We start from the raw sequence: 22,861 nt of genomic DNA, 5'->3' as shown, positions 1-22,861 counted from the left end.
CGCTTTCCGCGGGCGTGCCGGGGAGGTAATCAACCTAAAGAATTGCAACACACTTTTTCTAGCCTTGCTAATTGTGTTGCAATCTTTTTCATATTTTGGCAGGCTGCCGTAAGAAGCCTGTTCGCTTGCTTTCTTCAATCCCTAACCGGCAATAGCGAAGCCCGTGCAACTCTTTTGAGTTTGCGAAGCTTTGCTCAATTTTTTCCTTTCTAAATTTATAAAGCATTTTTCCAGATTTAGATAAGCGATTTTCCCTTACCTTTTCCTTGTGCTCTTCCCAAACATGACGTGTCACTACTTTTATCTTATTTTTGGAGCGTGTACATTGGGAAAGAAGTGAGCAGTTTTCACGAGACATAAATCCACATTCAGGATCAGTTGTACTAACCCGAATTTCTTTAGTTTCCTTCACTTCTTTCCTTTCCTTTAACGGCTTTTTTTCGTGAGCTAATCATCTGTACTCTTCTACGGCTTTATTCAATTCATCAAAATATTCACAAGTCTCTACTTCAATTTCTTGTTTTGTGAATTAATGTTTATTAGCGTTGCCTTTAAATGAGTAGAATCCGAAAATAAGACACGACCACCTACCATCTTGTGATTCATTGCCAGGAGAACAATCTCATCAAAAATTTCCTGAAAGATATCGGTACCTTTAAAACGATGTTGGCGTTTCCAACTAATCGTTGAGTGATGTGGAACAGGTTCCTTAAATTTCAGGCCTAAAAACCAGCGGCAGGCAACATTCATTTCAATTTCTCTTTGTAATTGTCGCTCGGATCGGATGAATAGCGGGATCGGAAGGGCGTCCGTTATCATCACTATAATAAGGACGTATCTTTTCAAGAAGGAATGAAAGATCAATATATTTATCGATTAAACGAAGAAGGTGATTGTCAGGAACCAATTCATCAATAGAAACAAATTCATATTCACTTTGGGTAGATACTCTTGGTTTAAACATAGATTTCCCCACTTAATTTTTTATTGATTGGTTGTGTTTAGAGCAGTGCATTATTGATTTTACAGCTCTGTTGATTTGCGCGGAAGGCACGTAGACTCCTGCGGGAGTACGGGGCAGGGGAGACCCCGCAGGCGCTTCAGCGCCGAGGAGGCTCCCCGGCACGCCCGCGGAAAGCGAAGTGCCTGGAGCGCAAATCAACAGACATGTTGCAAAGCCTATCTATCATAACAAATTAACGCGGTGAATTGTTAAAGTTATTGTAGAAAATAATAGACTGCCGAAAGTTTCTCGACTGCCTGACAACAGAAAGAAGTTCTGTTGTAAAATATATTTATAGGGAAAAGAGGATGCTAGATGAAAAATAACTAAATAAAGCACTACCAAATGGTTAAACAACTGGGATTGTTAAGAAGTCACTTTTTTCAACGATTACTTCTTAGCAATGGCTACTCTCCATGTTTCAGGACCTTCCTCAAGGTACTCCCAAGAGAATTGCTCAGGTCTTTCCATCATGAATTGATATAATAGTGGTCTAGGGTCATGGTCATTTACAATCATCATTGTCTCACCTGATACTAAACCGTCAAATCCGCCAAAGATTGTTGGATGTTTTTCACGTGGTGGAAAATCTGGAACATTAATGACTTTTGCGTAAGTTTGCATTATTTTCACTCCCATTAGTTTGTTAACTTCTTTTTTATTATAAGGAAACTTGGTCTAAAACTTAGTGAGTGGTATCACACCAATAAGATGATTTTGTTAATACAGGGGGTATGACCAATGAAGGAACTAATTGGAAAGTGTAAGTGCTGCAGTAAAGAAATTTATTGCTTAGATGGCTTTTTTAACGGTATCCATACCGAGGAGAAAGAGATTTATTGTTTTGAATGCCACGAAATATTGATTTTGAACAAAGAAAATCCGCAAAGCTGACCTTTGCGGATTTTTCTATTAATCCTCGTCAATTGAAAGATCTTTAACAGGGAGTTTTTCTCCTTCTTTGTGGGTTGGCTTCCGTAAATTAAAGATTGCTTTAATACAGAATAACAATAATACTACCACTCCGATTAAGAAAATGGTGTCAGGCACCGCACGCCATGTTAATAATGTTTCAACAATATCCTTTTGTAGGAATGATGCTGAACGAGAAGCAGCATAACCATGATTAAAAGCTTCTTTGATTTGAATGAAACCATCAGGAAGCAAGGATAGGAAAACCATTCCTGCAAGTCCAACGTTTAACATGATACAGCTAAATTTAATCCACTTATCATTCCATGCCTCTGGTTTTACAATGTTTCTCAATGAGTAAAGTAATACTGCACATGCAAACATTCCGTACACACCCATCATGGATCCATGACCGTGAGCAGGTGTTAAGAATTGTCCGTGTTCAAAATAGCTGACTGCCGGTAAGTTAATTAAGAATCCAAGCACACCTGCGCCAACTAAGTTCCAAATAGCAACAGAGATTAAGAACCAGAACGTTCCTTTGTATGGGAAATCTACCCCACCCTCACGCATCATCTTATATTGCTCATATGCTTCAAGGATTAACAATGTTAACGGAATTACTTCTAATGCTGAGAATACTGCTCCAAGAGCCAGCCAAACTTCTGCTGAACCATTATAGTAGTAGTGGTGACCAATTCCAATTACCCCACTGCCCAAGAGCAGGATCAATTGGAAATAAAGTTGTCTTACTGTAGATTTTTTCGTTACAAGACCGAGTTGAACCAATAAGTAACCAATAACAACAACCGCAAAAACCTCAAAAATACCTTCTACCCATAAGTGAATAATCCACCAGCGCCAGTAATCTGCAAATGTGAAGCTTGTACCTGGGTTGATAAACAAGGCAAATATATAGAATGCTGGCACCGCGATGGCTGAGTAGAATAACAGATGAATAAGTCCGCCTTTATCATTCTCTCTCTTCAGACCAGCCCTGACACCTCTATAAACGATAAACAGCCAAATTAGCATACCGACAATCAAAATAATCTGCCAGATACGTCCAAGCTCAATGTACTCCCAGCCAGTATGACCGAATAAGAACCAGTTGTTTCCTAAGTAGCCATTTGCACCTAGCCATTCTCCGACCATACTTCCGACAACAAGGACAACCAGTGCCCAGAATAAAATATCTACTAATAAACCTTGTTTCTTAGGCTCATAACCTCCAACTAGCGGCGCTACATATATTCCCATTCCAAGCCATGCCGTAGCGATCCAGAAGATAGCAAGCTGTAGGTGGTAACCTTTTGTAATATTAAATGGAAGAATATCGTGAATCCACTTCATACCGAAGAAACTATCAGGTTCGATATAATAGTGAGCTAGTAACGCCCCAAACATACACTGTACAAAGAATAATGCTGCCACAATGACGAAGTATTTTCCTGTTTTCACCTGAGAGCTCGTCACCGGCACTTTCCGTAAATCAATTCGAGGGAAATTACCTTCTTTATAGGCATCCTGCATACCAAATTGATAACGGTAGAAAACAAATAGGATAACTCCAACCATTAATACAAATAATGTTATGCTAGCACCACTCCACCAAATAGCAGAAAAGGATAATTGGTTTCCTGCGTCTTCATAGTAAGGCCAATTATTAGTATACGTGATTTTATCACCTTCACGGACTGTACTTGAAAGCCATGCAGTCCAGAAAAAGAAATCAGATATTTGGGTGATTTGATCCCCTTTTGCAACATAAGCTCGATCGTCTTTTGGCATATCCCCTTCTTTAATAAGGTTTGCCTTTAACCCCCAACCGTCGCCTTTAGTAAATATCTTTTTATAGTACTCTCTTACTTTTTCAAGTCCAAACGCTTGAGCATTTGTTAGTTTCATTGTATCGCTATTGCTATCATAACGATTTTTACGCATTTCTTTTATTACTTTATTTTTTATAACGGATTTTTGATCTTCATTTAATGAAGCATAATCTTTCCCGAATTCATCATTTGCTTTAAAATCTCGCACTCCTTCAGTATAGAGCTTTAAAGCTTCCGCTGTATAATCGGGACCCATATAAGAACCGTGACCTAAAACGGTACCATAATCCATTAAACCGTACTTTTGAAAAACGGCCTGTCCGCCCATAATTGTATCTTTTGTAAATAAAACGTCACCCTTTTCATTGGTAACCTCTACAGGTCTTGGTGCCTGCTCCTTAAAGATCCAATAGCCACCTACTAGTAATACAGTGAAGCTCAGTAAAATGGTTATAACTAATATTGATTTAAGCATTGCATTTTTATTCGTCTTCACCACTTTTTTGGTTGGTGTTCCCCGTTGTATTTCCATTCCAAATTCACCCTTTCATATTTTCTCACAAATCGTATTGTAACTTTCACAAGACCGTCACACAGTGAAGCAACTCATCGTACTCCTGTGATATTTCCCACACCACAGTTCCGACTGAGAATTATTTTCATAAAAACTAGTTATCTATGACGGAGGTCACATAATTACAGTGAAAACACTGCTACAATTTAGTCAAACAGAATTACTAATACGAAGGTGAGGTTAATGAAGCAAGAGGACATAGTAAAAAGATTGTCTGAGGTCCCAATCTTCAAAGAATTATCGGCAGAAGAATTAGAGCCCATCGTGAAGATTGCACAAACTCGTTTTTATAAACATAAGATGTATATTTTTATGCAGGACGATCCACTTGACCGAGTTTTCTTTATTCATAGTGGAAAAATAAAGATCTGTAAAACAGACCAATCAGGGAAAGAACAACTAATATCCGTGCTTGAACCTGGTGAAATGTTTCCACATGCAGGATTTTTCAGAAAAGGAAATTTCCCAGCTCATGCTGAAGTGATGGAAGATACAAATCTGATTGTTATTCCCATAGATAAGTTTGAAGAAATACTTATTTCCTATCCAGAGCTTTGCATCAAGTTATTCAAAGTATTAGGAGAAAAAATAGTAGATTTGCAGGGAAGATTAGAAGCACAAGTTCTCCATAACACTTTTGAACAAATAATATTACTACTTATTAGGCTCTGTAAATCAAATGGCGAGATGGTTGGCGAGCGCTATAAGCTAACAACGCAGTTCACCAATCGCGAATTAGCCAATATGATTGGCACTTCAAGAGAAACTGTCAGTAGGACGATCAATCATGTGAAAAAGAAAGACTATGTTGCCTTGGATGAGGATGGTTTTTACCTAATTGACAGGGAAGCTCTTCAGCGGGAATTATTCTATTAATTTAGCAGGCTTGGATTTATAAAATATAAGAGGAGTTGTAACTACGATGGAACAACGAATTATCGAACTTGATGTACGCGAGGATTTAAAGAATAAAATTGAACCCTTTCAAAAAATAATGGAGGCTATTAAGCAAGTAAAGGATAATGATATATTTATCCTTCATGCCCCCTTTAAACCAGTACCACTTTTCGCGGTATTAAAAGCAAAAGGCTTTACTCATGAAGAAGAAGAAATTGAGAGTAAACATTGGAAAGTAACTTTTACAAAGTAAGCTTAATGGAAGAAGGGGTGAATATTCATGATTTTGGATAATCGAGGTTTAGAACCGCCACAGCCAATGATGAGAACCTTAGCCGCCTTGGAAACCCTTGGGAAAAATGAGGTTTTGACAATAATTAATGACCGCAGGCCGATGTTCCTTTATGAGCAATTAGAAGAATTAGGCTATCAGCAGCGTACAGAACAACAAAATGACGGAAGTTTTAAAATTGAAATCTTCCGGTAAGAGGGTGAAATGTCATGCTTCCTCAAAATATGGGAAGTGAAACGAATATTAAGCTTCCATTTTCATTTATCTTGTTTAGTTTAATTGCCTTGGTGTTTTCACAAATTCTTCTTTTAGAAAATGGTCAATTGATGGGGGATGGGAGCTTTAGAATCCCAGTAATTTGGGCAACAGCCCATTTATTAATTATAGGCTGGGCATTAATGGCAGCAATGGGAGCGATGTATCAGCTTGTACCTGTTGCATTCCTAACTAAAATATGGAATGAAAGATTTGGTTTTATACAATTTTTTCTTACTGCGATCGGTATAACATCATTTTCAGCGATGTTATATTGGTCACCACAAAATGCAATGATTCCTGGTGTCCTTACTTTACTCGGCATCTTAATGTTTTTATTCCAAATGTTTATGACACTAAAAAAACAAGCAAAACCAACTATTCTTACAGCTTTCGTCGGTTCGTCCCTTGTTTGTTTATTTATTACGATTTCTTTAGGGATTACATTGATTTATTGCTTAAAAACAGGATTTGCCGGTGAATATTATCAATCGATTTTTAAAGCCCATTTATTAATGGGAGTTACTGGTTGGTTTACATTGTTAATTTTTGGATTTTCATATAAGATGGTGCCTATGTTTTCGCTAACTCATGGTTTTCCGATGATTCAGGCTAAATATGTTTATGTTTTTTATCTTTCAGGTCTTGTTGTATCGCTGGTTTCCTTCTTTACTAATAACAATACCCTTTTGAAAATTGGTTTCTTGCTGCTTTTAATAGGATTTTCCATTTTCAGCTGGCATATTAGAATAATCATCAAAAAAAGATTGAAGAAAACATTAGATAAACCTTTTACGATTGCACTAGTGGCTATTGGGTTTGGAAATGTCATTCATTTTGCAGCTTTTATTATGCTTTGGAATCATGATGTTAACACTTTTACTGGCCCGCTTATCTATGCCTATTTATTACTTTGGATTGTCTTAAGTATTGTTAGTTATTTATATAAAATAGTTCCATTCCTTTGGTGGACTTACAAATACAGTAAGGAAATCGGGAAAAATAAGGTCCCTTCATTAAAAGAGATGATGAATGAAAAAATGGTTATTCCGTTATTTTCTTTATTTATCGTCGCTATACTGATAGTTTTTTGTGCTCTAGCTTTTCATATTGCTATTCTCTTTAATGTTGGTCAGTCCGTACTTTCGATTGTTTTTATTATCATTGCAATTAATATCCTGAGCGTATTAAAAAAATAGTGAGGTGTTTATGATGAATATAAAAGAAAAGATCCTAACTGAGTTAAAGAGTGTTTACGATCCTGAATTAAATATAAATGTCGTTGACCTAGGCTTAATTTATAATGTAGAGGTAACAGAAACCACTGATGTTACTATTACCATGACGTTAACAACACCCGGCTGCCCACTCCATGACAGCATAACCAGCGGGGTACGTTATTGTGTGGAAGGAATGGATGAAACTAAAAAAGTTGAAGTAAATCTTGTCTGGGAGCCAGCCTGGTCACCAGACAAAATGACAGCTGAAGGCCTACGATTATTAGGTAGATAAAATACAAAGCGGAAGAGCCTTTAATAGGTCCTTCCGCTTTGTTTATTCTTCATGAATATCAATCTTTAGCCTCTGTTGGCAATACTTCTTTAATTTTCTGTAAGACATTTGTGTCGATATCTTCATCAACTAAAATATGAACCGTTCCTTGATCCTTTTCACTCCTGATCAAGCGGCCAACGCCTTGACGTAAGCGGAGAAGCATATACGGCAAGTCAACTTCCGTAAATGGGTTATCTACACCGGCCTTTTTTGCGGTAAAGACAGGGTCATTAGGTGGAAAAGGAAGTGAAAATATCAAGACATTTTCAAGTGATCTTCCCGGAATATCAAGACCTTCCCATAGATGAAGTGAACAAAGTATCGCATGTTCTTCATTCTGAAATTTAGAAACAAGTGTGCTTATTTCTTCATCGCCTTCAAAATAAACTGGATACGGGACTGCTCCTGATAGCTTTTTCTTTAGTTGAGCCAATTCCTCTTTATTATTTAAAAGAACTAATGCGCGTCCCTCTGATTTGCGAATTTCCTCTAAAATATATTCTAATTTCCCTTCAATATCAGCATCTTTAAATTTTGGAAGGTAAAGCTCCATCCTATCATCATAATCAAAAGGGGATGTCACTGAAAAAGATAAGTAGTCATCAACCCCGATACTAGAAGCAATATAGTCGAACGACTTTTGATTTGCTAGCGTCGCAGATGAGAAAATAAACGGCTTTTTCTGAGTGAAAACTTCTTCCCGCATTACTTCCTCGACCATTTTAGGCATAATAACCAGTGTGCGTTCTCCCCCTTTTTCCTCGAACCAAGTGATTCCGTTTAATTCCTGAAGAAAAAGTGATAACGAATAGGTGATTTGCTCCAAATATTCCTCGACAATTTTCAGATCGTACTCATTAATGACATATAACTCACTTTCAAACACTAATTCCTCCTCTAATCCTTGAAGGGTTGAAAGTAACTTTCTGCATGTTTTTAAAACTAATGGATGCTTCGTAATCATTTGTTTTTCAGAACCTTGTGAAAGAGAGGAGAATTGTGAAATCGCATCAAAAAATGCCTCGTTATCTAATAAAGCCTCATCAATCGTATACAAGGTCTTCTCACGTACTTCATTTTCCATTAACCTATTGAGCAGGGTTTCTAATGTATAATCAGTAAACCGGTAGCTCAATGCTTTTTGCGCTGCATATTCAAGCAGGTGTCCTTCATCAAAAACAACGGAAGAATGTTCAGGTAAAAGCGGAAGCTGCCCTTCTCGCTTTCTTGATTCCTTTGTCCAGATATGCTCCATATAAAAATCATGGGAACAGATAATTAAATCCTCTGAATGTCGATAATAATCACGGTGCAAAGTCAGCCCACAGCGATGACGCTTTTCACAAGAAAAACAATCTTGGACAGCATCCCAATTAACTTCACTCCATTTTTCATCTGATAAAGCTGGATAATCTCTTCTGTCACCATATTTTTCAAATGTTTGCATGGAGCCAACAGAATGAACAAAATCAGGCAGTTTTTCATAAATATCTGAAATCTCATCTGAAAAATCAGTATTCCTGGTCAGGTCTAGCTTTTTTAAACAAAGGTATTGATCTCGCGATTTTGCCAAACGGACATCGATATCCAGGCCAAGAATTTTCTCCAGCTTTGCGATATCTCCCTCTTTTTTAACCAACTGCTCAATTAAAGTCTCATCCGCACAAGCAATAACAGCCGGACGATTGGTATAACGTGCATACATTATCGCATAAAGCAAATATACGATGGTTTTCCCCGTTCCGACGCCTGCTTCAGCAAACATTACTTTTTTATCTTTGTAGGCATTTTCAAGTTGAAAAGCCATATATATCTGTTCATCTCTTAGTTCGAATCCAGCTTCAGGCAAAACATCATAAAATAAGTCACCAATCCATTCACCTAATTTATCATAAAAGGACTCAGTTTTTGCAATGTCAAATGGCATGCGTTTTTGCATAGTACCCTCCCCAAAAAACTTTCATGTGTTACCACAAACATAAGTATATTAATCGATTGATTATTCTAGATTCAGTTCATTTTGACGAGGAGGTTTCTTTCCCCAATATTGATAAAGGTCAGTACGAATAAAGCCATTAAATAGCTTTCTCTTCCTTGTCGCTGGCTTTCCATAAAATTGTTCGAACTGTTCATTAGAAGTCAGGATATAAATTGACCATGTATCAAGCGCATTGAATGCTTCACCCATTTCTTTATACATGTGTTCGACCGCTTTTTTATCCCCAAGTCTTTCACCATAAGGTGGATTTCCGACTATGACACCATACTGTTTATTGGTAGAAATATCTTTAACCTGCATTTGCTTGAAATGAATTAAGTCAGCGAATCCGGCTTCAAAGGCGTTTTCTTGGGCAATTTTCACCATTCTATGGTCGATATCAGTGCCTAATATGTCTAATGGTTGATCATAATTTGCAAGGTCCTCTGCTTCATTTCTAGCGTCCTCCCAAATCTTTGAAGAAAACCAATTCCAACGCTCAGAAACAAATTCTCTGTTAAAACCTGGAGCGATATTTTGCCCTATCATCGCCGCTTCAATGGGAATTGTCCCTGAGCCGCAGAAAGGATCCATAAAAGGACGGTCTGCCTTCCAATTGGTAAGTAAGACAAGTGCAGCAGCAAGTGTTTCCTTTAGGGGTGCCTCCCCCTGATCGAGACGATAGCCGCGTTTATGAAGCCCTTGACCACTAGTGTCAATGGTGATTGTAGCAACATCTTTTAATAGTGCCACTTCGATGCGAAAATAAGCACCGGTTTCCTCAAACCAGGTACTTCGTTTATAATGTTGTTTCATTCGTTCTACCACTGCTTTTTTAACAATTGCCTGGCAATCAGAAACACTAAAGAGCTTTGACTTTACAGATTTACCAACCACAGGAAATTCCGCGTCTTCAGGTAAGAATTTTTCCCACGGGAGTGCCTTGGTTTTCTCGAATAATTCATCAAAGGTATAAGCCTTAAATTCTCCGACCTTGATCTTAATTCTGTCCGCTGTTCGGAGCCATAAATTACTGCGGGCTATCGCATATTCATCACCAGTGTAGGTGACTTTGCCATTTTCAACTTCACAGTCATATCCTAATGATCGTACTTCTTTGGCAACTAAAGCTTCAAGTCCCATTGCCGCCGTAGCTATTAATTGATAATTTCCCATTTTTTCACCCTTAATTCATTTGTATGTATGTTTATGTTTAATAAAAATAATCTTAATTCGCTTTCATTATTGACAAAAAGTCGACAACGAATGCAATATGTCTATTAATAATAAAAAGCTCTCCTTATCAGGAGAGCCATTTAATATCCAGCATACTTTCCCATTAATAACGTTCTGTAAGCCATGTTCTGTACCAGTGTACTCCAAACGACACGGGTGTGTCTCGTACTTAGGTGGTAATCATCTATCTACAGGTTCAGATTTGAACCTGTCCTTCTCCTTGTTCAATTCCTCAGAGAAAGTGCCCCTACCATTATTTGGGTTTCTCGCTCGTGGGGTTTACCCGTTCCACCCTTTCCATTTCTGGAAAGGCTACGTCACTGTGGCACTTTTATAGGTATTCATACCATATCCCCAAAAGGACTTAGGTATTTTCCCGGCCGTCAACTGGATGCTAGCCCCAGCTGCCCTAGCTTATGAATTCACTAGGCACGAACACTACGAGCATCTCAGCTCGTGCGAGCATGGACTTTCCTCTGCAAGAATGCAAATGCTTCTCACAGCGATTACCCGAACGTTATTAATGAATACAATTTATTATATGTATTTCACGCTGGTAATTCAATGGTTATTTCTAGGAAATTGTAATACATTCTGTTAATCGTAGAGCTTGTTACCAAAAACATGTTTTTCAAGATTGGATAATCGCTTCAAGATATCAAAATTTGTGGTACCTGCAGGCTGTGCTGCGGGCTGTCTTTTTGAAGTTTCTTCAAGCTGTTTCCGAAGCCGAAGATTTTCCTGTTGAAGATCTTCAACCTCCTGATGAAATGTTGCATAATCTTTAATGATTAAATCCAAAAACTTATCAACGTCTTCTTGTTTATAGCCGCGTACGCCAGTCTTAAACTCTTTTTCTAAAATATCCTTAGCTGTTAATTTCACTTTATCTGACAGCATTCAATTCACCTCAGTATTCGCCAATCACTACCTATTATTTTTTCAAAAATATGTAGTTTTGTCAATTTTCATTTGTTTTGTTAAATTTATGATTTGATAAATCATTTCAATATATGGATTTGTACTTAAAAAAATGACTAATAAAGTTAAAAGTCAGCGAGTTTCATTTGTTCTTCTTCGACAATCATTTGCAAATCATAAAATGTAATCAGCTCAATCGGATATAGATGTTTTTTTTGGTATTCAAGAGCCATTTCATATAGATATTTTGGGCTCCCATCTCTTTCCTGATCGTAAAGGAGGAGGAGTCCCTCACTTTTTTCTATAAAAAATTGATTTTTCAGCTTAAATTGCCACGGTTTTTCATATCCCTTTTTCGTAACAGAATCAATGAAATCAGCTTGTGCTAAAACTGACTCATACCATTCCTGATTATTTTCCTTCCAAGTCGCTTGCTGATCTAAAAATGGCGTTATTACTGCTAGTTTTAAATTTGGAAATTCCATTTGCAATTCAAATACAACCTCAGCTGCCCACAGTTCCACACCTAATTGGCCACTTATCAGCACCCACTCTAGTCCTTCGTCTATCATTGGAATGAGTGATTTTTTAATTGCAGCCTTGAGATATAATACAGATGGATGGTCATTTTTAAAAATTCCTAATTCATAGGGTTTATAACCTGAAATGGCCAGAACTTTCATAAAGAATGTTCTCCTCACCAAGAAATTTTTTTAAAATGGACAAACATTTGAATGAAACGAGCATATCATATTAGTAAATAAAAATTAAAAAACAAGGGCTAAAAAGCCCCTGCAATAAACATTACTCCAATTAACGTCTAGGACCCATAAATGGTCCTGGTGCAAAGCCTGGGCCTCCTGGGCCGAAACCTGGGCCTCCTGGACCGAAACCTGGGCCTCCTGGGCCAAACCCTGGGCCTCCCATTCCTGGTGGTACATTTGGTAAAGCATTAGCTGCTGGCATAGCTACTGGCATGGCGGTTGGTGCACATGGGTTACAGCAATCAATATGCTGATTGCAACAATCCTCAGCACACGATGCTGTATGCGGGCAGTAATGTTTATGTTGATACATATGGTGATTCACCGTTGTTGTGTGGACAGGGTGAATATGGGGAACCACTGTTGTTGAAAACGTATGGTTCACAATTTGTTTAGTCGGATGAATGACTGGCGGCATAAAATTAGTTCCAAGATACATATAATAGTCTCCCTTCAAATAGTTGTTTACATTACAGCCTATGTTGAAGGGATTACTCTTGTACTAATGAAAATACCTATTTTTTTGGTTTAATACGTTCATTGCTATGTTTTCAATATTTATATATGTTCAGATATGCCTAGTTTTGCTCAAAAAAGGGCTGCCCACCCTAGACATATGTTTCATTTATAAAAAAGAATAAAAGCTATCTTTTAAACTCGTAAAAATAACTGCAGTCAAACAAACGACAATAAAAAATAAGAATAAAATCGCTTTATACATGTTACCAGCTCCAAATGTTTTGTTAGTCGTTTTTTTTCTCAATCCAATTTCAAATTTTACCTCTTTCAACTATGATAAACAATATGGAAATGCTGGTTTTTTAAATTAATTTTCACTGATTTTGTGGCAATTAGATGAACTTTACAAAAAACAATAGTCAGACCGGTTATTTTGCATTTTTTCGCTCTATCCGGCTATGACGAAATTTGAGTTGTTCTAAGCTTTTTTGATCTGTAATTTTAGGTGGTTTTTCAAATTGGGATACGATCATAATTGCCTTATGACAATAATCCAACGCAAGTTGATAATCTTTTAGCCTATGTTCATGGATCTTGGCTAGCTCCAGGCATGCATCTAACATCATTGGTTTATCACCCGAATCAACAACATCCGAAAACAATTTCCGTGCTTTTTCCCAGTCGCGTTCTTTTTTATGTTGTATAGCTAAAGCATGCTTTGCTTGATAGGAAGTAAAATCACTTCCATTTGCAAGCTTGGTCAAAACTTTTTCTGCTTCATTTTGTTCTCCTAATGAAGCAAACCAGCGCCCTACCTCAAAGGACTCGGGTCTGGTTTGAGAAGTATCTGTTCCACATAGTTGAAAGGTTATATGTGTATACAAGGTAACAAGCGATAAAATATCAATTTCATTATGTTTTAGAATACCAAGCATTCCATTAGGCTGTTTACTATCAATAAACTCAAAGTAAATCATCGGAGCCAAAAAGCCAGGAATGTCATCTACCCTTTCTACGCCAAGGACCTCTTTCTCCACAACAGCTAACTTTAAACGGTCTAATTTATGCTTCCATAGCCTTCTAGCCGCATGAAATAAATCGAAATGCCCAAACTGCGGCAGCTTTGGCACATGTTCTCTTACGAGCGTATGCCTTGTTTTTACCTGCGGCCAATCAAATGACTTCCCATTATAAGTAACCAGCGTTTTATAATTCACTTTTTCTAGAAAGCTTTGATATAAAGGGACCTCTGCCCCTGGATTCGGTAAAATATGTTGTCTTAAGATAAGGGAATCACCAGAAATGCTCGCATAGCCGAGTAAAAAAATCGTGTTTCCGACCCCACCGCCAAGTCCAGTCGTTTCAGTATCAAAAAAGAATAATTCTTCCGCTTGATGCCCTTCTGCTGATAAAGGATGATTTACGGGCTGTTTGTTCCATATATCTACTGCGGTTAGAAAATCACGAAAACAGTAATGACCATGCTGATATGAGAGTGGATATTTCACTTCTCTGATTAAACAGTAATTTTGATCCATAAAATATGGAAAAACGTTTTCTTGCTCCCATTGTTCCTTGAAAGGAACCTCAATGTTAACCGCTAAAGGAGGAGTACTAATTTTTTCAGATTGAACGCCAACAGAAAGATGTGGTTTTAAACGATTTAATTTATTTTTTAACGACATCGCTAATCTTCCTTCTCCTATATTGAGGGTTTTAAAAAGGCTTCAATAATTTTTAAGGTATCATTTTTTGCTGTATCACTAACGGTGTCTGTACCAATACATGAAGGGCAGCCAAATCCGCATTGACAGCGAGTAATCATTTTCTTTGTTTCCTCAAATACTTCCGACATACCTGTGTGTATTTTCTCGCTTAATCCTATCCCACCTGGGTAGCGATCATAAAAGAAAATGGTTGGCTTTTCGTTATGGTCTGCCTTTACTTGCGGAATGACATGAATATCCTGAGGGTCGGCCATTACGAATAAGGGAGCTATATGGTTTAGTGCATGCGCAGTCCCGACAAGACCCTGTTCGAGTCGCTCATGGCCCATTTCTGATATCGGCTGGTTTAAGGAAATCCAGGCCGCATTTGTATGAAGCTCCTCTTCCGGTAATTGGATCGGTCCAGATCCTATATTTTCGTGGGTTTCGAATTTAATTTTCTTAAAAATTGTGGCCATCGCCCTTACACTAACATCCCCATAACCGAATTCAGCATCATCTTTTGATTCAAGTTTGTCTACTTCCAGTACTTTTAATTGAACCGCTAAATTGGCATCAGTATAATAGTCTACATCGACTTCCCTAACGAACGCCTTTTTCTCTTCCCAATCAAGCTTTTCTACCTGGAATTGAGTCCCTTGATGTAAATAAATTGCTTCATCATGGAGAAGCGTCATCGCTGAAAAACGGTCCATTTCGCCAATTACTTTTACATTCGCAACATCTGACTGATCAACGATAATCACGTTCTCTTGTGATGCAGACCTTAAACTAATGTTATGTGCTGGAAAAGAATCATTCATCCAATACCATTTCCCGCCATTATGATAAAGGACACGTTCTTCTGTTAAATATTCTAGTAGTTCCTCTGTTTCTACACTTCCAAAATGCTCACCCGCTTTAAAAGGGAGTTCATAGGCAGCACATTTCATATGATCGATTAAAATAATTAAATTATCAGGATTAATCCTTGCTGTTTCAGGGCTATTGTTAAAAAAGTAATCCGGATTCTGGATGATGTATTGATCTAGGGGACTGGAGCTTGCTACCATAATGACTAGGGCTTCTCCATGCCTTCTTCCCGCTCTTCCAGCCTGCTGCCATGCGCTGGATATCGTACCAGGGTAGCCTGTCATGATACACACTTGCAACTGCCCAATATCCACTCCTAGTTCAAGAGCATTCGTACTGACCACACCGTATATATCACCTGAACGAAGCCCTTTTTCAATCTTCCTTCGTTCGGTTGGGAGATACCCGCCCCGATAGCCCATTATGGATTTTGCTCCCAACTGATTCTTCACTAATTCCTGCAAATAGGTCAAAATGATTTCAACTCTAACTCTGCTTCTCGCAAAAACGATAGTTTGAATTTTATTTTTTAAAAGTTCACCCGCAATTTTCCGAACCTCAAGTGTGGCACTTCTTCTAATGTTTAATGGTTTGTTTACAATAGGTGGATTATAGAATAGAAAATGCTTTGTACCACTAGGGGCCCCATTATTATCAATCAGGTTCATCTTTTCTTCTGTTAGGGTCTCTGCGAGTTCAAGTGGATTAGCAATGGTTGCTGACGTGCAAATAAATACAGGGTTACTCCCATAATACTTACAAATACGTTTTAATCTTCTAATCACATTGGCCACATGACTGCCAAAAACACCTCGATAGGTATGAAGTTCATCGATGACAACAAATTTAAGGTTTTCAAACAAAGAAACCCATTTGGTATGATGTGGCAGGATGGCTGAATGGAGCATATCTGGATTAGTAATAACCACATGCCCCGCTTGTCTCACTCTTTGACGAATATTTGCAGGTGTATCCCCATCATACGTGTAGCTGTTTATATCTACACCCGCTGCTTGAATTATCTCATTGATTTCACTCTTTTGGTCCTGTGCGAGTGCTTTCGTAGGAAACATATAAAGAGCCCGTGTACTTGGATTAGATAGAATCGATTGCAAAACTGGAAGATTATAGCACAGGGTCTTTCCTGAAGCTGTAGGGGTAACAGCGACGATACTTTTTCCCTCAATAATTTTTTCATAGGCCGATTTTTGATGTGTATAAAGTTGTTCAATTCCCTTGCTCTTTAGAGCAGACTTTAAAATCGGATGAAGGTCTCTTGGCATCGGGACTGTTTGGGCCGGCTTTTCCTCGATGGTGTGCCATGTAACGATATTTCCCTTAAATTGATCATTTATTTTTAAGTCTGACAAAATTTCTTGCAGGCTTTTTCTTAGCCTCATGCTTCCTCACCTCATTACTTCTATTTTAACGAATGAACGTTCGTAACAAAAGAAAAAACGACTTTTTTATTTTTTAAATACCTAGTATTTTTTTCCAATGGTAAGAATAACTTTAAATTCTACTTAAACAATAAATATCAATAACATTAAACTATTACTAGAATTTTTGTTACAATAGATAGTAACGGAATCTATATTTGAAGGTGATTGGATGAAAATTGAAGAAATTAAAAGGGTGCTCGCTGATTTTACCCTTTTTCGTGAATTAAATGATTTTGAAATAACAAAAATCTCTGACATTGCTATTGCTAGGGAATGGAAAAAACATAGTCATGTGTTTCTCCAAGGTGACCCGCTTGAAAATGTCTATTTTATTAATGACGGAAAAATTAAAATTTATAAAAGTGACATTAATGGCAAAGAACAAATCGTCGCCATTGCTAAAAAAGGTGAGATGTTTCCCCATGTAGGGTTTTTCAGAAAAGGCGATTACCCAGCCTATGCAGAAGTACTTGAGTCCTCAACACTTATTGCTGTTCCAATTTCAAAATTTGAAACTGTACTGATTGAAAACCCTGAACTATGTATTAAAGTTTTTAAAGTATTAGGAGAAAAAATCGTTGATTTGCAAAATCGTTTAGAAGAACAGATTCTCAATAACACATACGAACAAATTATTAAACTACTGATTCGGCTCGCCCAGAAGCATGGTAAAGAACAAGAAGATGGTACGATCCTATTAAAATCCGAATTCACGAATAAGGATCTTGCCAATATGATCGGCACGACAAGAGAAACCATAAGCAGGACGCTAACAAAAATGAAAAAAGATGAATTAATAGAAGTAGATGAAGAAGGCAACATGATCGTAGGTGTTGAAATTCTCATGGAAGAAATTAATCTAATCTAAAACACTAAAAACCGCAGCAAATCTATGCTGCGGTTTTATTATACTTATATAATTGAGACCTGTAGCATATCTTCCATGTCTTCTTTAGCTGTTCCAATCAATTTTAGATTAAAGGTGTCCTGAAGGACCTGTAATACCCCCTCAGAGATAAATTCAGGCGGCTTCGGGCCAATGCGGATATCCTGGATCCCTAAGCTAAATAAACCAAGCAAAATAGCAACTGCTTTTTGTTCAAACCAAGATAACACGATGCTGACTGGAAGTTCATTCACTTCACATCCAAATGCATCTGCAAGTGCTAAAGCAATCTTAACAGTTGATCCAGAGTTATTGCATTGACCTAAATCTATATACCGTGGAATATTAGTTCCCGGAACCACACCATAATCCACGTCATTAAAGCGGAATTTCCCACAAGAGGTTGTTAATATAACAGTCTCAGGCGGTAGTGAAGTGGCAAGTTCACGATAATAATTTCCGCCAGGGCCCGGTGCATCACAGCCTGCGATAACAAAGAAACGCTTGATTTTACCGGCTTTGACTGCATCAATTACTTCAGGTGCTAAGCCTAGAACCGTTTCATGATGGAACCCTGTTAACAATGTTTCTTCGGATTCAATTGCTGCTTCAGGAAGCTCTAAAGCTCGGTTAATTAATGGTGTAAAATCATCATTAATAATTTTCTCTACATTTTCAAGACCTGCTACTTCATATGTATACATCCTGTCTGCATATGACCCTTTAATTGGCATTACACAGTTGGTCGTTGCTAGAATCGCTCCAGGGAAATTTTCAAAAAGTCGTCGCTGGTCGTACCAAGCTTTTCCGATATTCCCTTTTAGATGAGTATATTTCTTCAATGCTGGATAGCCGTGTGCAGGTAGCATTTCAGAGTGCGAATAGATATTGATACCCTTTCCCTCTGTTTGCTTTAATAGTTCCTCTAAAGCAAATAAGTTGTGACCTGTAACAATAATACATTTTCCTTCAATTTTGTTTTGGCTGACCCGGATTGGCTCAGGGATGCCTAAACGCTTTGTATGAGCTTCATCTAGCATTTCCATTACGCGGACTGCTGATTGGCCAACTTTCATCGCCATGTCGATATGTTCTTGAACATTAAAATTTGAATTCGTTAAAGTCATATAAAGGGCTTCATGAGTGGTGGCATCGACAAAAGGATCTGTATATCCTAATTGATTAGCATGGGTTCGATAGGCCGCAATTCCTTTTAATGCAAAAATAATCGTGTCTTGTAAGCTAGCAATGGTTTCATCCTTACCACACACACCGATGACATTACAGCCGCCAGATGGAGTTTGTTCACATTGATAACAGAACATTTTAGTTCCTCACTTTCGATTTTATTTCTGCTTTACTATACTAATCGCCCTAAAAATTTAATGTGATTTACATCACATTTAAAGCAACTGTAATAAATCGTTCATAAAATTATTGCCATACGATGACGGCACCTACCCAGTTTATCCAGCATATAATAGCGAGTGAAATATTGGAAAGCGAGGGGAACTTAATGTCATCTAAGGTACCGAGTGATAAGAATGACCCTAAAAAGCCGAAAACAGAAGCTTTTGGCGAGTTAATGAAATCGATGAACGACTTTTTCAATGAAAAACCAATCAAAGGCTTTCTACAATCAATCGATGATTTTTTTAAAAGTCCATTTCCATCTGGATCGAGCTTTCATGTTGACACGATTGAAACAGGTGGGGAATACATCATCTCTGCAGAACTGCCAGGGATAAAAAGAGAGCAAATTCATTTAAACATTTCTGGAAATTATTTAACTATTTCTGTAGAAAATAACGAACTTGAAACCGAGGAAGACGAAATCAATCATTTATATCGACGTAAATACTTACGCCAAAAATCATCAAGAACGGTTTCACTTCCGCATACGATTAATGAAGAGAAAGTGAAAGCATCCTATCGTGATGGTTTATTAAAAATCCGCATTCCACAGGAAAAGGGGAAAATTATTGATATCGAAGACTAAATTCCATTTCCCTTCCATATGAAAAGACGGCTAGTAAAAAAGCCGTCTTTTTTATTACGCTTTAAATATTCCACCAAATCCCTTTACAAGTGATGATACTTGGTTAACAGCATTCATCATTTGACCTGCTGTATTCACCATTTTATTTATATCCACCGATCCATCTTGGGACTTGAAGGAATTCATAAACGTTTGGACTCCTCCTGGCTGTTTTGGGGTTGCACTTTGCTTAGGATAAGGGTTCATCACTGGATAACCATTCATGGGCATATACTGTGGTTTTTGAACTATTTCATCCTGTGGCTGTAAAGGGTTCTGGAATAGGAATTGCGAATCCTTTTGCGAAAATGGCTGGCTATTGTATGGCGTATTTTGAGAAACGTAGCCAGGTTGATAGTTTTGCCCATATTGCTGGTACACTGGCGGGTAATAAGGAATTTGTTGATTGGGTTGTTGGTAAGCGGTCCAATCATAGTTTTGGGGCTGAGCTTGGTAATGGAAGGGTTGATTACTATTAATAAGCTGCTGATTCCTGATCTGACCAACTGGACCTTGCTGCATCATTTGCCCCGAGTATTCATAATTGAGGTAATTAGCCGGCCTTTTTTTGCCAAACATGGGCAAACATCTCCTCCGCTTTTTTATCTACTACACATTATGAAGGAGAGAGAGGAAAGGTGATTCTTTTGAAAAAGAATTATAATGTCAAAATGACGAGAATTTTGTCTGAAGTTTAAATATTTTAAAAACTAGGAATCCCTTATTTTCGTGATACGATAGAAAAAAGGATGAAGGAGGAGCTAATAGATATGGACATTCGCGAATTAAAAAGCAAATTTATTCAAAGTCGGGATTATACACCAGATGATGTTAATACATTAATGGATTTTGCTAAGAAAGCGTATATTCAAAACGATATTAACATTAAAGAATATCGTCTTCTTGTCCGTGAACTTGAAAAACAAGGCGCGGTTATACCTGAAACGGATAATGAAAACTCCCTCATCGAACATTCTTAATAATAATTAAAGAGATGCAGCTGCATCTCTTTTCTATTTTTTAATCTCTTTTAATATTTCCAAGAGGAAAAATTCAACTGTACGATTTGCATTTAAAAATCTCGTTTTGCTAGTTTCCGGGAAAAAGGATTGAATTGACAACTGGTCAATATGTTCAGATGTCGTGTCGATTTGCTTTAAATGAAGATGTTTATGGTCCGTTTCAGACAGCCATTTCTTCATGGCATGTTTCCATTGGTCATTTATTTCCTTAACTTCATTTGCAAATGGCTTAATCACTTCATGAAAATCATGCTTGAGCCCTGACTCCCTTCCCTCTAGATAGTACTTCATGAATAAACTATTATAAGCTAAAAGTTTTTCCGTTAATTGGATAATTTCTTCAGACATTTTTAATAAACCCTTTCTTTAAAAAATGGCTCTGTTATACTTGGCTGTTGATTTCCGCTCCAATCAACTTGTGCCAAAATCAACAATAAGCTTTAACATAGCCTAAAAAATAAAAAGTAGCAAAGATCTTTATGCTACTTTAATCGTTACTATTATTTTATAGGCAATTAATAGCCCAATTCAAGTTGTAAGGCTCTAGACACATGATTTGGATTGGCACAGGCAATCTCTAAATTAGAAATGGAGTTTACTTTATCAATACTCCGTTCAAGTCCCATTAGTTTTTGTTTTGATACGATTAACTTAGCCTGCTCTTTCTTGTCTAAACTTTTGCGCAGGTCTGAGAAGGATGCTCCAAGCACCACTTCCAATTCTTCTAATTGATCGTATATTTCTGACAGCATTGAAATCAACTTTTCCTTATCGGACAATGGCTTATTCATCTATTAAACCCTCCCAGCATTTTCTATTAAGTATAATTATTCTCTTTCTTTTTTCGGCTTCCTTCTACCCTGACAAAACTAGAAGCTATTCGTCAAAGGTAGTGGGAAAATGGCATTTTCCCCCATGTAATTCGACATCGATTAAACCCTGCATGAAAAAATAAAAAAGCGCACAAGCTATTGTTGGAGGTGTTTTTTAATGTCAAAAAATAATAAACAAAACAAAAAGCAGCAAACAGTTCAATCAGATGCAGCAACAAAAACAGGCTACGGTGATAAAAAGCTTGTGGGAGAAAATCGACCTGCCGAATAACAACTAACCAAAGAGCAAGGGACACTTCCCTTGCTTTTTTATTTCCATTTTTTTAGCTGCAAGGTCTTTTGGAGGGCCAACATTAATTGAAGTTGGTTGGATTTAGCAAAGTACCAATCAGTAAGGTGAATGGGGTGACGATGTCGTGCAGGAAGATGCAACCAGGTGGGGGATACTCTGCGTTGCATACTCCAATCCTCATATTTATGTTGATTATGCTTAATAACTGGGAAGCTCACTCGCAAAATCGGGGTTTTCAGGCCAGTTTTTATTTTAAAATATTGTTCATAATCATTTCTTGAACCAGTATGCGGCGTTTTTTCAGCGAATTCATAAAAATATGGAAATAGCCGTGGATGAAAAAGTATGCTAGCTAGTCTTTTACCCAAGTTGATTCTTTTTGAAAGTGATTTGAAACCATTTGCACTTGCCCCATATACTTCTCCCCCACAGGTTGGAAATAGTACACAACTGAAATGAAACCAATCTTGAAAAGAAAAAAGCTTCGATTGGAAAACCTTTTTCTTATATAGAGGGTGATCAATAACCGGTGTTTGAATGACATTTTGTTCATTTATGATTAATGAAGTGGTTAGTCTGTTCTTATCATTTTCTTTCCAATATCGAAACCATTCTTTTTGGATAAACGTAGAAACATGAAAATAAGGGAGTAAATGAAACATTTTTCGATTTAATTTCGTCGAATATTGGTAGACCAATAACTGGGGATAGACATCATGGAAAATCAACCAATTTGCCCGCTCAAATGTAAGGAAAAGCTGCTTTCTCGTCAAGTCCGTTAGTAATTGAGGAAATATTGACCCTTGGAGGTCACACATATTCCACCCCCCATTCCTAGATACCATGCTTGCTAAGAAAGACCAAATGATATCTGGATGTTTTTTAAAAAAAGAAAAGTATGCTTCAGTCCTTGAGATATTATCGACATTTTTTTTATTGGTTTCATCTTGAATTTGACGAATGATTGTTCGTTCCTGTATTGTAAGATGATTCATATTCATCTTCCCTTAAGTTTTTTTAATAGATTATTAGTACTATGATTGAGTTTAAATCCTTTTATGAAAAATGCATCATGTATAAATTTAGCATTCT

General features: G+C 37.4%; 23 protein-coding genes, 1 other RNA gene and 1 pseudogene. 9 read left to right on the top strand and 16 right to left on the bottom strand.

The window, feature by feature from the left end; genetic code table 11:
* Positions 1–29: 29 nt before the first annotated feature.
* Positions 30–964: pseudogene (locus tag COE25_RS05410) on the bottom strand (transposase).
* 429 nt (positions 965–1,393) lie between these two features.
* Positions 1,394–1,627: a DUF2249 domain-containing protein gene (locus COE25_RS05405; RefSeq protein ID WP_098931689.1), complete on the bottom strand. Its 234-nt coding sequence runs from the start codon at positions 1,625–1,627 to the stop codon at positions 1,394–1,396.
* Positions 1,628–1,744: 117 nt separating this feature from the next.
* Here COE25_RS05405 and COE25_RS30525 point away from each other — a divergent pair, with 117 nt between their 5' ends.
* Positions 1,745–1,897: a hypothetical protein gene (locus COE25_RS30525; protein ID WP_179195911.1), complete on the top strand. Its 153-nt coding sequence runs from the start codon at positions 1,745–1,747 to the stop codon at positions 1,895–1,897.
* Positions 1,898–1,915: 18 nt separating this feature from the next.
* Here COE25_RS30525 and COE25_RS05400 read toward each other — a convergent pair whose 3' ends face one another.
* Positions 1,916–4,279, bottom strand: a complete 2,364-nt coding sequence (locus COE25_RS05400; protein ID WP_098931687.1) for a nitric-oxide reductase large subunit — start codon at positions 4,277–4,279, stop codon at positions 1,916–1,918.
* A 225-nt stretch (positions 4,280–4,504) separates the two neighbouring features.
* On the opposite strand from COE25_RS05400, the gene COE25_RS05395 reads away from it, so the two are divergent.
* The 5 genes from COE25_RS05395 to COE25_RS05375 are packed head-to-tail and all read left to right on the top strand — an operon-like array spanning position 4,505 to position 7,277.
* Complete coding sequence (locus COE25_RS05395; RefSeq protein WP_098931685.1) at positions 4,505–5,197, top strand: Crp/Fnr family transcriptional regulator; 693 nt, start codon at positions 4,505–4,507, stop codon at positions 5,195–5,197.
* A gap of 46 nt (positions 5,198–5,243) precedes the next feature.
* Positions 5,244–5,471, top strand: a complete 228-nt coding sequence (locus COE25_RS05390; protein WP_098931683.1) for a DUF2249 domain-containing protein — start codon at positions 5,244–5,246, stop codon at positions 5,469–5,471.
* Positions 5,472–5,498: 27 nt separating this feature from the next.
* A complete protein-coding gene (locus tag COE25_RS05385; RefSeq protein WP_088088749.1) occupies positions 5,499–5,705 on the top strand; it encodes a DUF2249 domain-containing protein in 207 nt (68 codons plus the stop codon).
* Positions 5,706–5,719: 14 nt separating this feature from the next.
* Complete coding sequence (locus COE25_RS05380; protein ID WP_098931681.1) at positions 5,720–6,964, top strand: hypothetical protein; 1,245 nt, start codon at positions 5,720–5,722, stop codon at positions 6,962–6,964.
* A gap of 13 nt (positions 6,965–6,977) precedes the next feature.
* Positions 6,978–7,277: a metal-sulfur cluster assembly factor gene (locus tag COE25_RS05375; protein WP_088088751.1), complete on the top strand. Its 300-nt coding sequence runs from the start codon at positions 6,978–6,980 to the stop codon at positions 7,275–7,277.
* A gap of 58 nt (positions 7,278–7,335) precedes the next feature.
* Here COE25_RS05375 and COE25_RS05370 read toward each other — a convergent pair whose 3' ends face one another.
* The 8 genes from COE25_RS05370 to COE25_RS05335 all read right to left on the bottom strand — a co-directional run bounded on the left by COE25_RS05370 (position 7,336) and on the right by COE25_RS05335 (position 16,656).
* Positions 7,336–9,258, bottom strand: coding sequence for an ATP-dependent DNA helicase (locus COE25_RS05370; RefSeq protein ID WP_088088752.1), 1,923 nt, complete (start codon positions 9,256–9,258; stop codon positions 7,336–7,338).
* Positions 9,259–9,318: 60 nt separating this feature from the next.
* Complete coding sequence (locus tag COE25_RS05365; RefSeq protein WP_088088753.1) at positions 9,319–10,473, bottom strand: THUMP domain-containing class I SAM-dependent RNA methyltransferase; 1,155 nt, start codon at positions 10,471–10,473, stop codon at positions 9,319–9,321.
* Between the two features lie 172 nt (positions 10,474–10,645).
* An RNA gene (gene rnpB / locus COE25_RS05360) (RNase P RNA component class B) lies at positions 10,646–11,051 on the bottom strand.
* Positions 11,052–11,130: 79 nt separating this feature from the next.
* The gene (gene gpsB / locus COE25_RS05355; RefSeq protein WP_088088754.1) at positions 11,131–11,433 is read right to left on the bottom strand and encodes a cell division regulator GpsB; all 303 of its coding nucleotides are present in this window, start codon (positions 11,431–11,433) and stop codon (positions 11,131–11,133) included.
* Positions 11,434–11,579: 146 nt separating this feature from the next.
* On the bottom strand, positions 11,580–12,137 hold the full coding sequence (locus COE25_RS05350; protein WP_098931679.1) for an SLOG family protein: 558 nt from the start codon (positions 12,135–12,137) through the stop codon (positions 11,580–11,582).
* Between the two features lie 130 nt (positions 12,138–12,267).
* The gene (locus tag COE25_RS05345; RefSeq protein WP_098931677.1) at positions 12,268–12,657 is read right to left on the bottom strand and encodes a CotD family spore coat protein; all 390 of its coding nucleotides are present in this window, start codon (positions 12,655–12,657) and stop codon (positions 12,268–12,270) included.
* A gap of 448 nt (positions 12,658–13,105) precedes the next feature.
* A complete protein-coding gene (locus COE25_RS05340; protein WP_088088757.1) occupies positions 13,106–14,362 on the bottom strand; it encodes a ribonuclease H-like domain-containing protein in 1,257 nt (418 codons plus the stop codon).
* A 17-nt stretch (positions 14,363–14,379) separates the two neighbouring features.
* Positions 14,380–16,656, bottom strand: coding sequence for a DEAD/DEAH box helicase (locus tag COE25_RS05335; protein WP_098931675.1), 2,277 nt, complete (start codon positions 16,654–16,656; stop codon positions 14,380–14,382).
* A 211-nt stretch (positions 16,657–16,867) separates the two neighbouring features.
* Between COE25_RS05335 and COE25_RS05330 the strand changes: the two genes are divergently transcribed.
* Positions 16,868–17,566, top strand: coding sequence for a Crp/Fnr family transcriptional regulator (locus COE25_RS05330; protein WP_098931673.1), 699 nt, complete (start codon positions 16,868–16,870; stop codon positions 17,564–17,566).
* 44 nt (positions 17,567–17,610) lie between these two features.
* Here the strand turns inward: COE25_RS05330 and hcp are convergent, their stop codons facing one another.
* Positions 17,611–18,909 carry a hydroxylamine reductase gene (hcp, locus tag COE25_RS05325; protein WP_098931671.1) on the bottom strand — a complete coding sequence of 433 codons (1,299 nt, stop codon included), beginning with the start codon at positions 18,907–18,909 and terminating at the stop codon, positions 17,611–17,613.
* A 191-nt stretch (positions 18,910–19,100) separates the two neighbouring features.
* On the opposite strand from hcp, the gene COE25_RS05320 reads away from it, so the two are divergent.
* Positions 19,101–19,583: an Hsp20/alpha crystallin family protein gene (locus COE25_RS05320; RefSeq protein ID WP_088088761.1), complete on the top strand. Its 483-nt coding sequence runs from the start codon at positions 19,101–19,103 to the stop codon at positions 19,581–19,583.
* 54 nt (positions 19,584–19,637) lie between these two features.
* Here the strand turns inward: COE25_RS05320 and COE25_RS05315 are convergent, their stop codons facing one another.
* Complete coding sequence (locus COE25_RS05315; RefSeq protein ID WP_180247416.1) at positions 19,638–20,201, bottom strand: YppG family protein; 564 nt, start codon at positions 20,199–20,201, stop codon at positions 19,638–19,640.
* Between the two features lie 191 nt (positions 20,202–20,392).
* Between COE25_RS05315 and yppF the strand changes: the two genes are divergently transcribed.
* Complete coding sequence (gene yppF / locus COE25_RS05310; protein WP_098931669.1) at positions 20,393–20,602, top strand: YppF family protein; 210 nt, start codon at positions 20,393–20,395, stop codon at positions 20,600–20,602.
* Positions 20,603–20,635: 33 nt separating this feature from the next.
* Here yppF and COE25_RS05305 read toward each other — a convergent pair whose 3' ends face one another.
* The 3 genes from COE25_RS05305 to COE25_RS05295 form a co-directional block, all read right to left on the bottom strand.
* Positions 20,636–20,992, bottom strand: coding sequence for a DUF1798 family protein (locus COE25_RS05305; protein WP_088088764.1), 357 nt, complete (start codon positions 20,990–20,992; stop codon positions 20,636–20,638).
* 167 nt (positions 20,993–21,159) lie between these two features.
* Complete coding sequence (locus tag COE25_RS05300) at positions 21,160–21,435, bottom strand: hypothetical protein (protein WP_088088765.1); 276 nt, start codon at positions 21,433–21,435, stop codon at positions 21,160–21,162.
* A gap of 351 nt (positions 21,436–21,786) precedes the next feature.
* The gene (locus tag COE25_RS05295) at positions 21,787–22,764 is read right to left on the bottom strand and encodes a DUF2515 domain-containing protein (RefSeq protein ID WP_098931666.1); all 978 of its coding nucleotides are present in this window, start codon (positions 22,762–22,764) and stop codon (positions 21,787–21,789) included.
* Between the last annotated feature and the right edge of the window lie 97 nt (positions 22,765–22,861).

The sequence above is a fragment of the Bacillus sp. AFS031507 genome, assembly GCF_002584635.1.
Lineage (GTDB): Bacteria > Bacillota > Bacilli > Bacillales > Cytobacillaceae > Neobacillus.
Note: the sequence above shows the minus strand (reverse complement) of the source record. Positions and strands in the feature narration are given on the sequence as shown.

Excerpts from the sequence above, each read along its gene's own strand:
- COE25_RS30525 (WP_179195911.1), top strand. The coding sequence starts at position 1,745 with ATGAAGGAACTAATTGGAAAGTGTAAGTGCTGCAGTAAAGAAATTTAT.
- COE25_RS05370 (WP_088088752.1), bottom strand. The coding sequence starts at position 9,258 with ATGCAAAAACGCATGCCATTTGACATTGCAAAAACTGAGTCCTTTTAT.
- COE25_RS05340 (WP_088088757.1), bottom strand. The coding sequence starts at position 14,362 with ATGTCGTTAAAAAATAAATTAAATCGTTTAAAACCACATCTTTCTGTT.
- gpsB (WP_088088754.1), bottom strand. The coding sequence starts at position 11,433 with ATGCTGTCAGATAAAGTGAAATTAACAGCTAAGGATATTTTAGAAAAA.
- COE25_RS05385 (WP_088088749.1), top strand. The coding sequence starts at position 5,499 with ATGATTTTGGATAATCGAGGTTTAGAACCGCCACAGCCAATGATGAGA.
- COE25_RS05390 (WP_098931683.1), top strand. The coding sequence starts at position 5,244 with ATGGAACAACGAATTATCGAACTTGATGTACGCGAGGATTTAAAGAAT.
- hcp (WP_098931671.1), bottom strand. The coding sequence starts at position 18,909 with ATGTTCTGTTATCAATGTGAACAAACTCCATCTGGCGGCTGTAATGTC.
- COE25_RS05330 (WP_098931673.1), top strand. The coding sequence starts at position 16,868 with ATGAAAATTGAAGAAATTAAAAGGGTGCTCGCTGATTTTACCCTTTTT.
- COE25_RS05335 (WP_098931675.1), bottom strand. The coding sequence starts at position 16,656 with ATGAGGCTAAGAAAAAGCCTGCAAGAAATTTTGTCAGACTTAAAAATA.
- yppF (WP_098931669.1), top strand. The coding sequence starts at position 20,393 with ATGGACATTCGCGAATTAAAAAGCAAATTTATTCAAAGTCGGGATTAT.
- COE25_RS05305 (WP_088088764.1), bottom strand. The coding sequence starts at position 20,992 with ATGTCTGAAGAAATTATCCAATTAACGGAAAAACTTTTAGCTTATAAT.
- COE25_RS05405 (WP_098931689.1), bottom strand. The coding sequence starts at position 1,627 with ATGCAAACTTACGCAAAAGTCATTAATGTTCCAGATTTTCCACCACGT.
- COE25_RS05320 (WP_088088761.1), top strand. The coding sequence starts at position 19,101 with ATGTCATCTAAGGTACCGAGTGATAAGAATGACCCTAAAAAGCCGAAA.
- COE25_RS05395 (WP_098931685.1), top strand. The coding sequence starts at position 4,505 with ATGAAGCAAGAGGACATAGTAAAAAGATTGTCTGAGGTCCCAATCTTC.
- COE25_RS05400 (WP_098931687.1), bottom strand. The coding sequence starts at position 4,279 with ATGGAAATACAACGGGGAACACCAACCAAAAAAGTGGTGAAGACGAAT.
- COE25_RS05315 (WP_180247416.1), bottom strand. The coding sequence starts at position 20,201 with ATGTTTGGCAAAAAAAGGCCGGCTAATTACCTCAATTATGAATACTCG.
- COE25_RS05300 (WP_088088765.1), bottom strand. The coding sequence starts at position 21,435 with ATGAATAAGCCATTGTCCGATAAGGAAAAGTTGATTTCAATGCTGTCA.
- COE25_RS05350 (WP_098931679.1), bottom strand. The coding sequence starts at position 12,137 with ATGAAAGTTCTGGCCATTTCAGGTTATAAACCCTATGAATTAGGAATT.
- COE25_RS05295 (WP_098931666.1), bottom strand. The coding sequence starts at position 22,764 with ATGAATCATCTTACAATACAGGAACGAACAATCATTCGTCAAATTCAA.
- COE25_RS05375 (WP_088088751.1), top strand. The coding sequence starts at position 6,978 with ATGAATATAAAAGAAAAGATCCTAACTGAGTTAAAGAGTGTTTACGAT.
- COE25_RS05380 (WP_098931681.1), top strand. The coding sequence starts at position 5,720 with ATGCTTCCTCAAAATATGGGAAGTGAAACGAATATTAAGCTTCCATTT.
- COE25_RS05365 (WP_088088753.1), bottom strand. The coding sequence starts at position 10,473 with ATGGGAAATTATCAATTAATAGCTACGGCGGCAATGGGACTTGAAGCT.
- COE25_RS05345 (WP_098931677.1), bottom strand. The coding sequence starts at position 12,657 with ATGTATCTTGGAACTAATTTTATGCCGCCAGTCATTCATCCGACTAAA.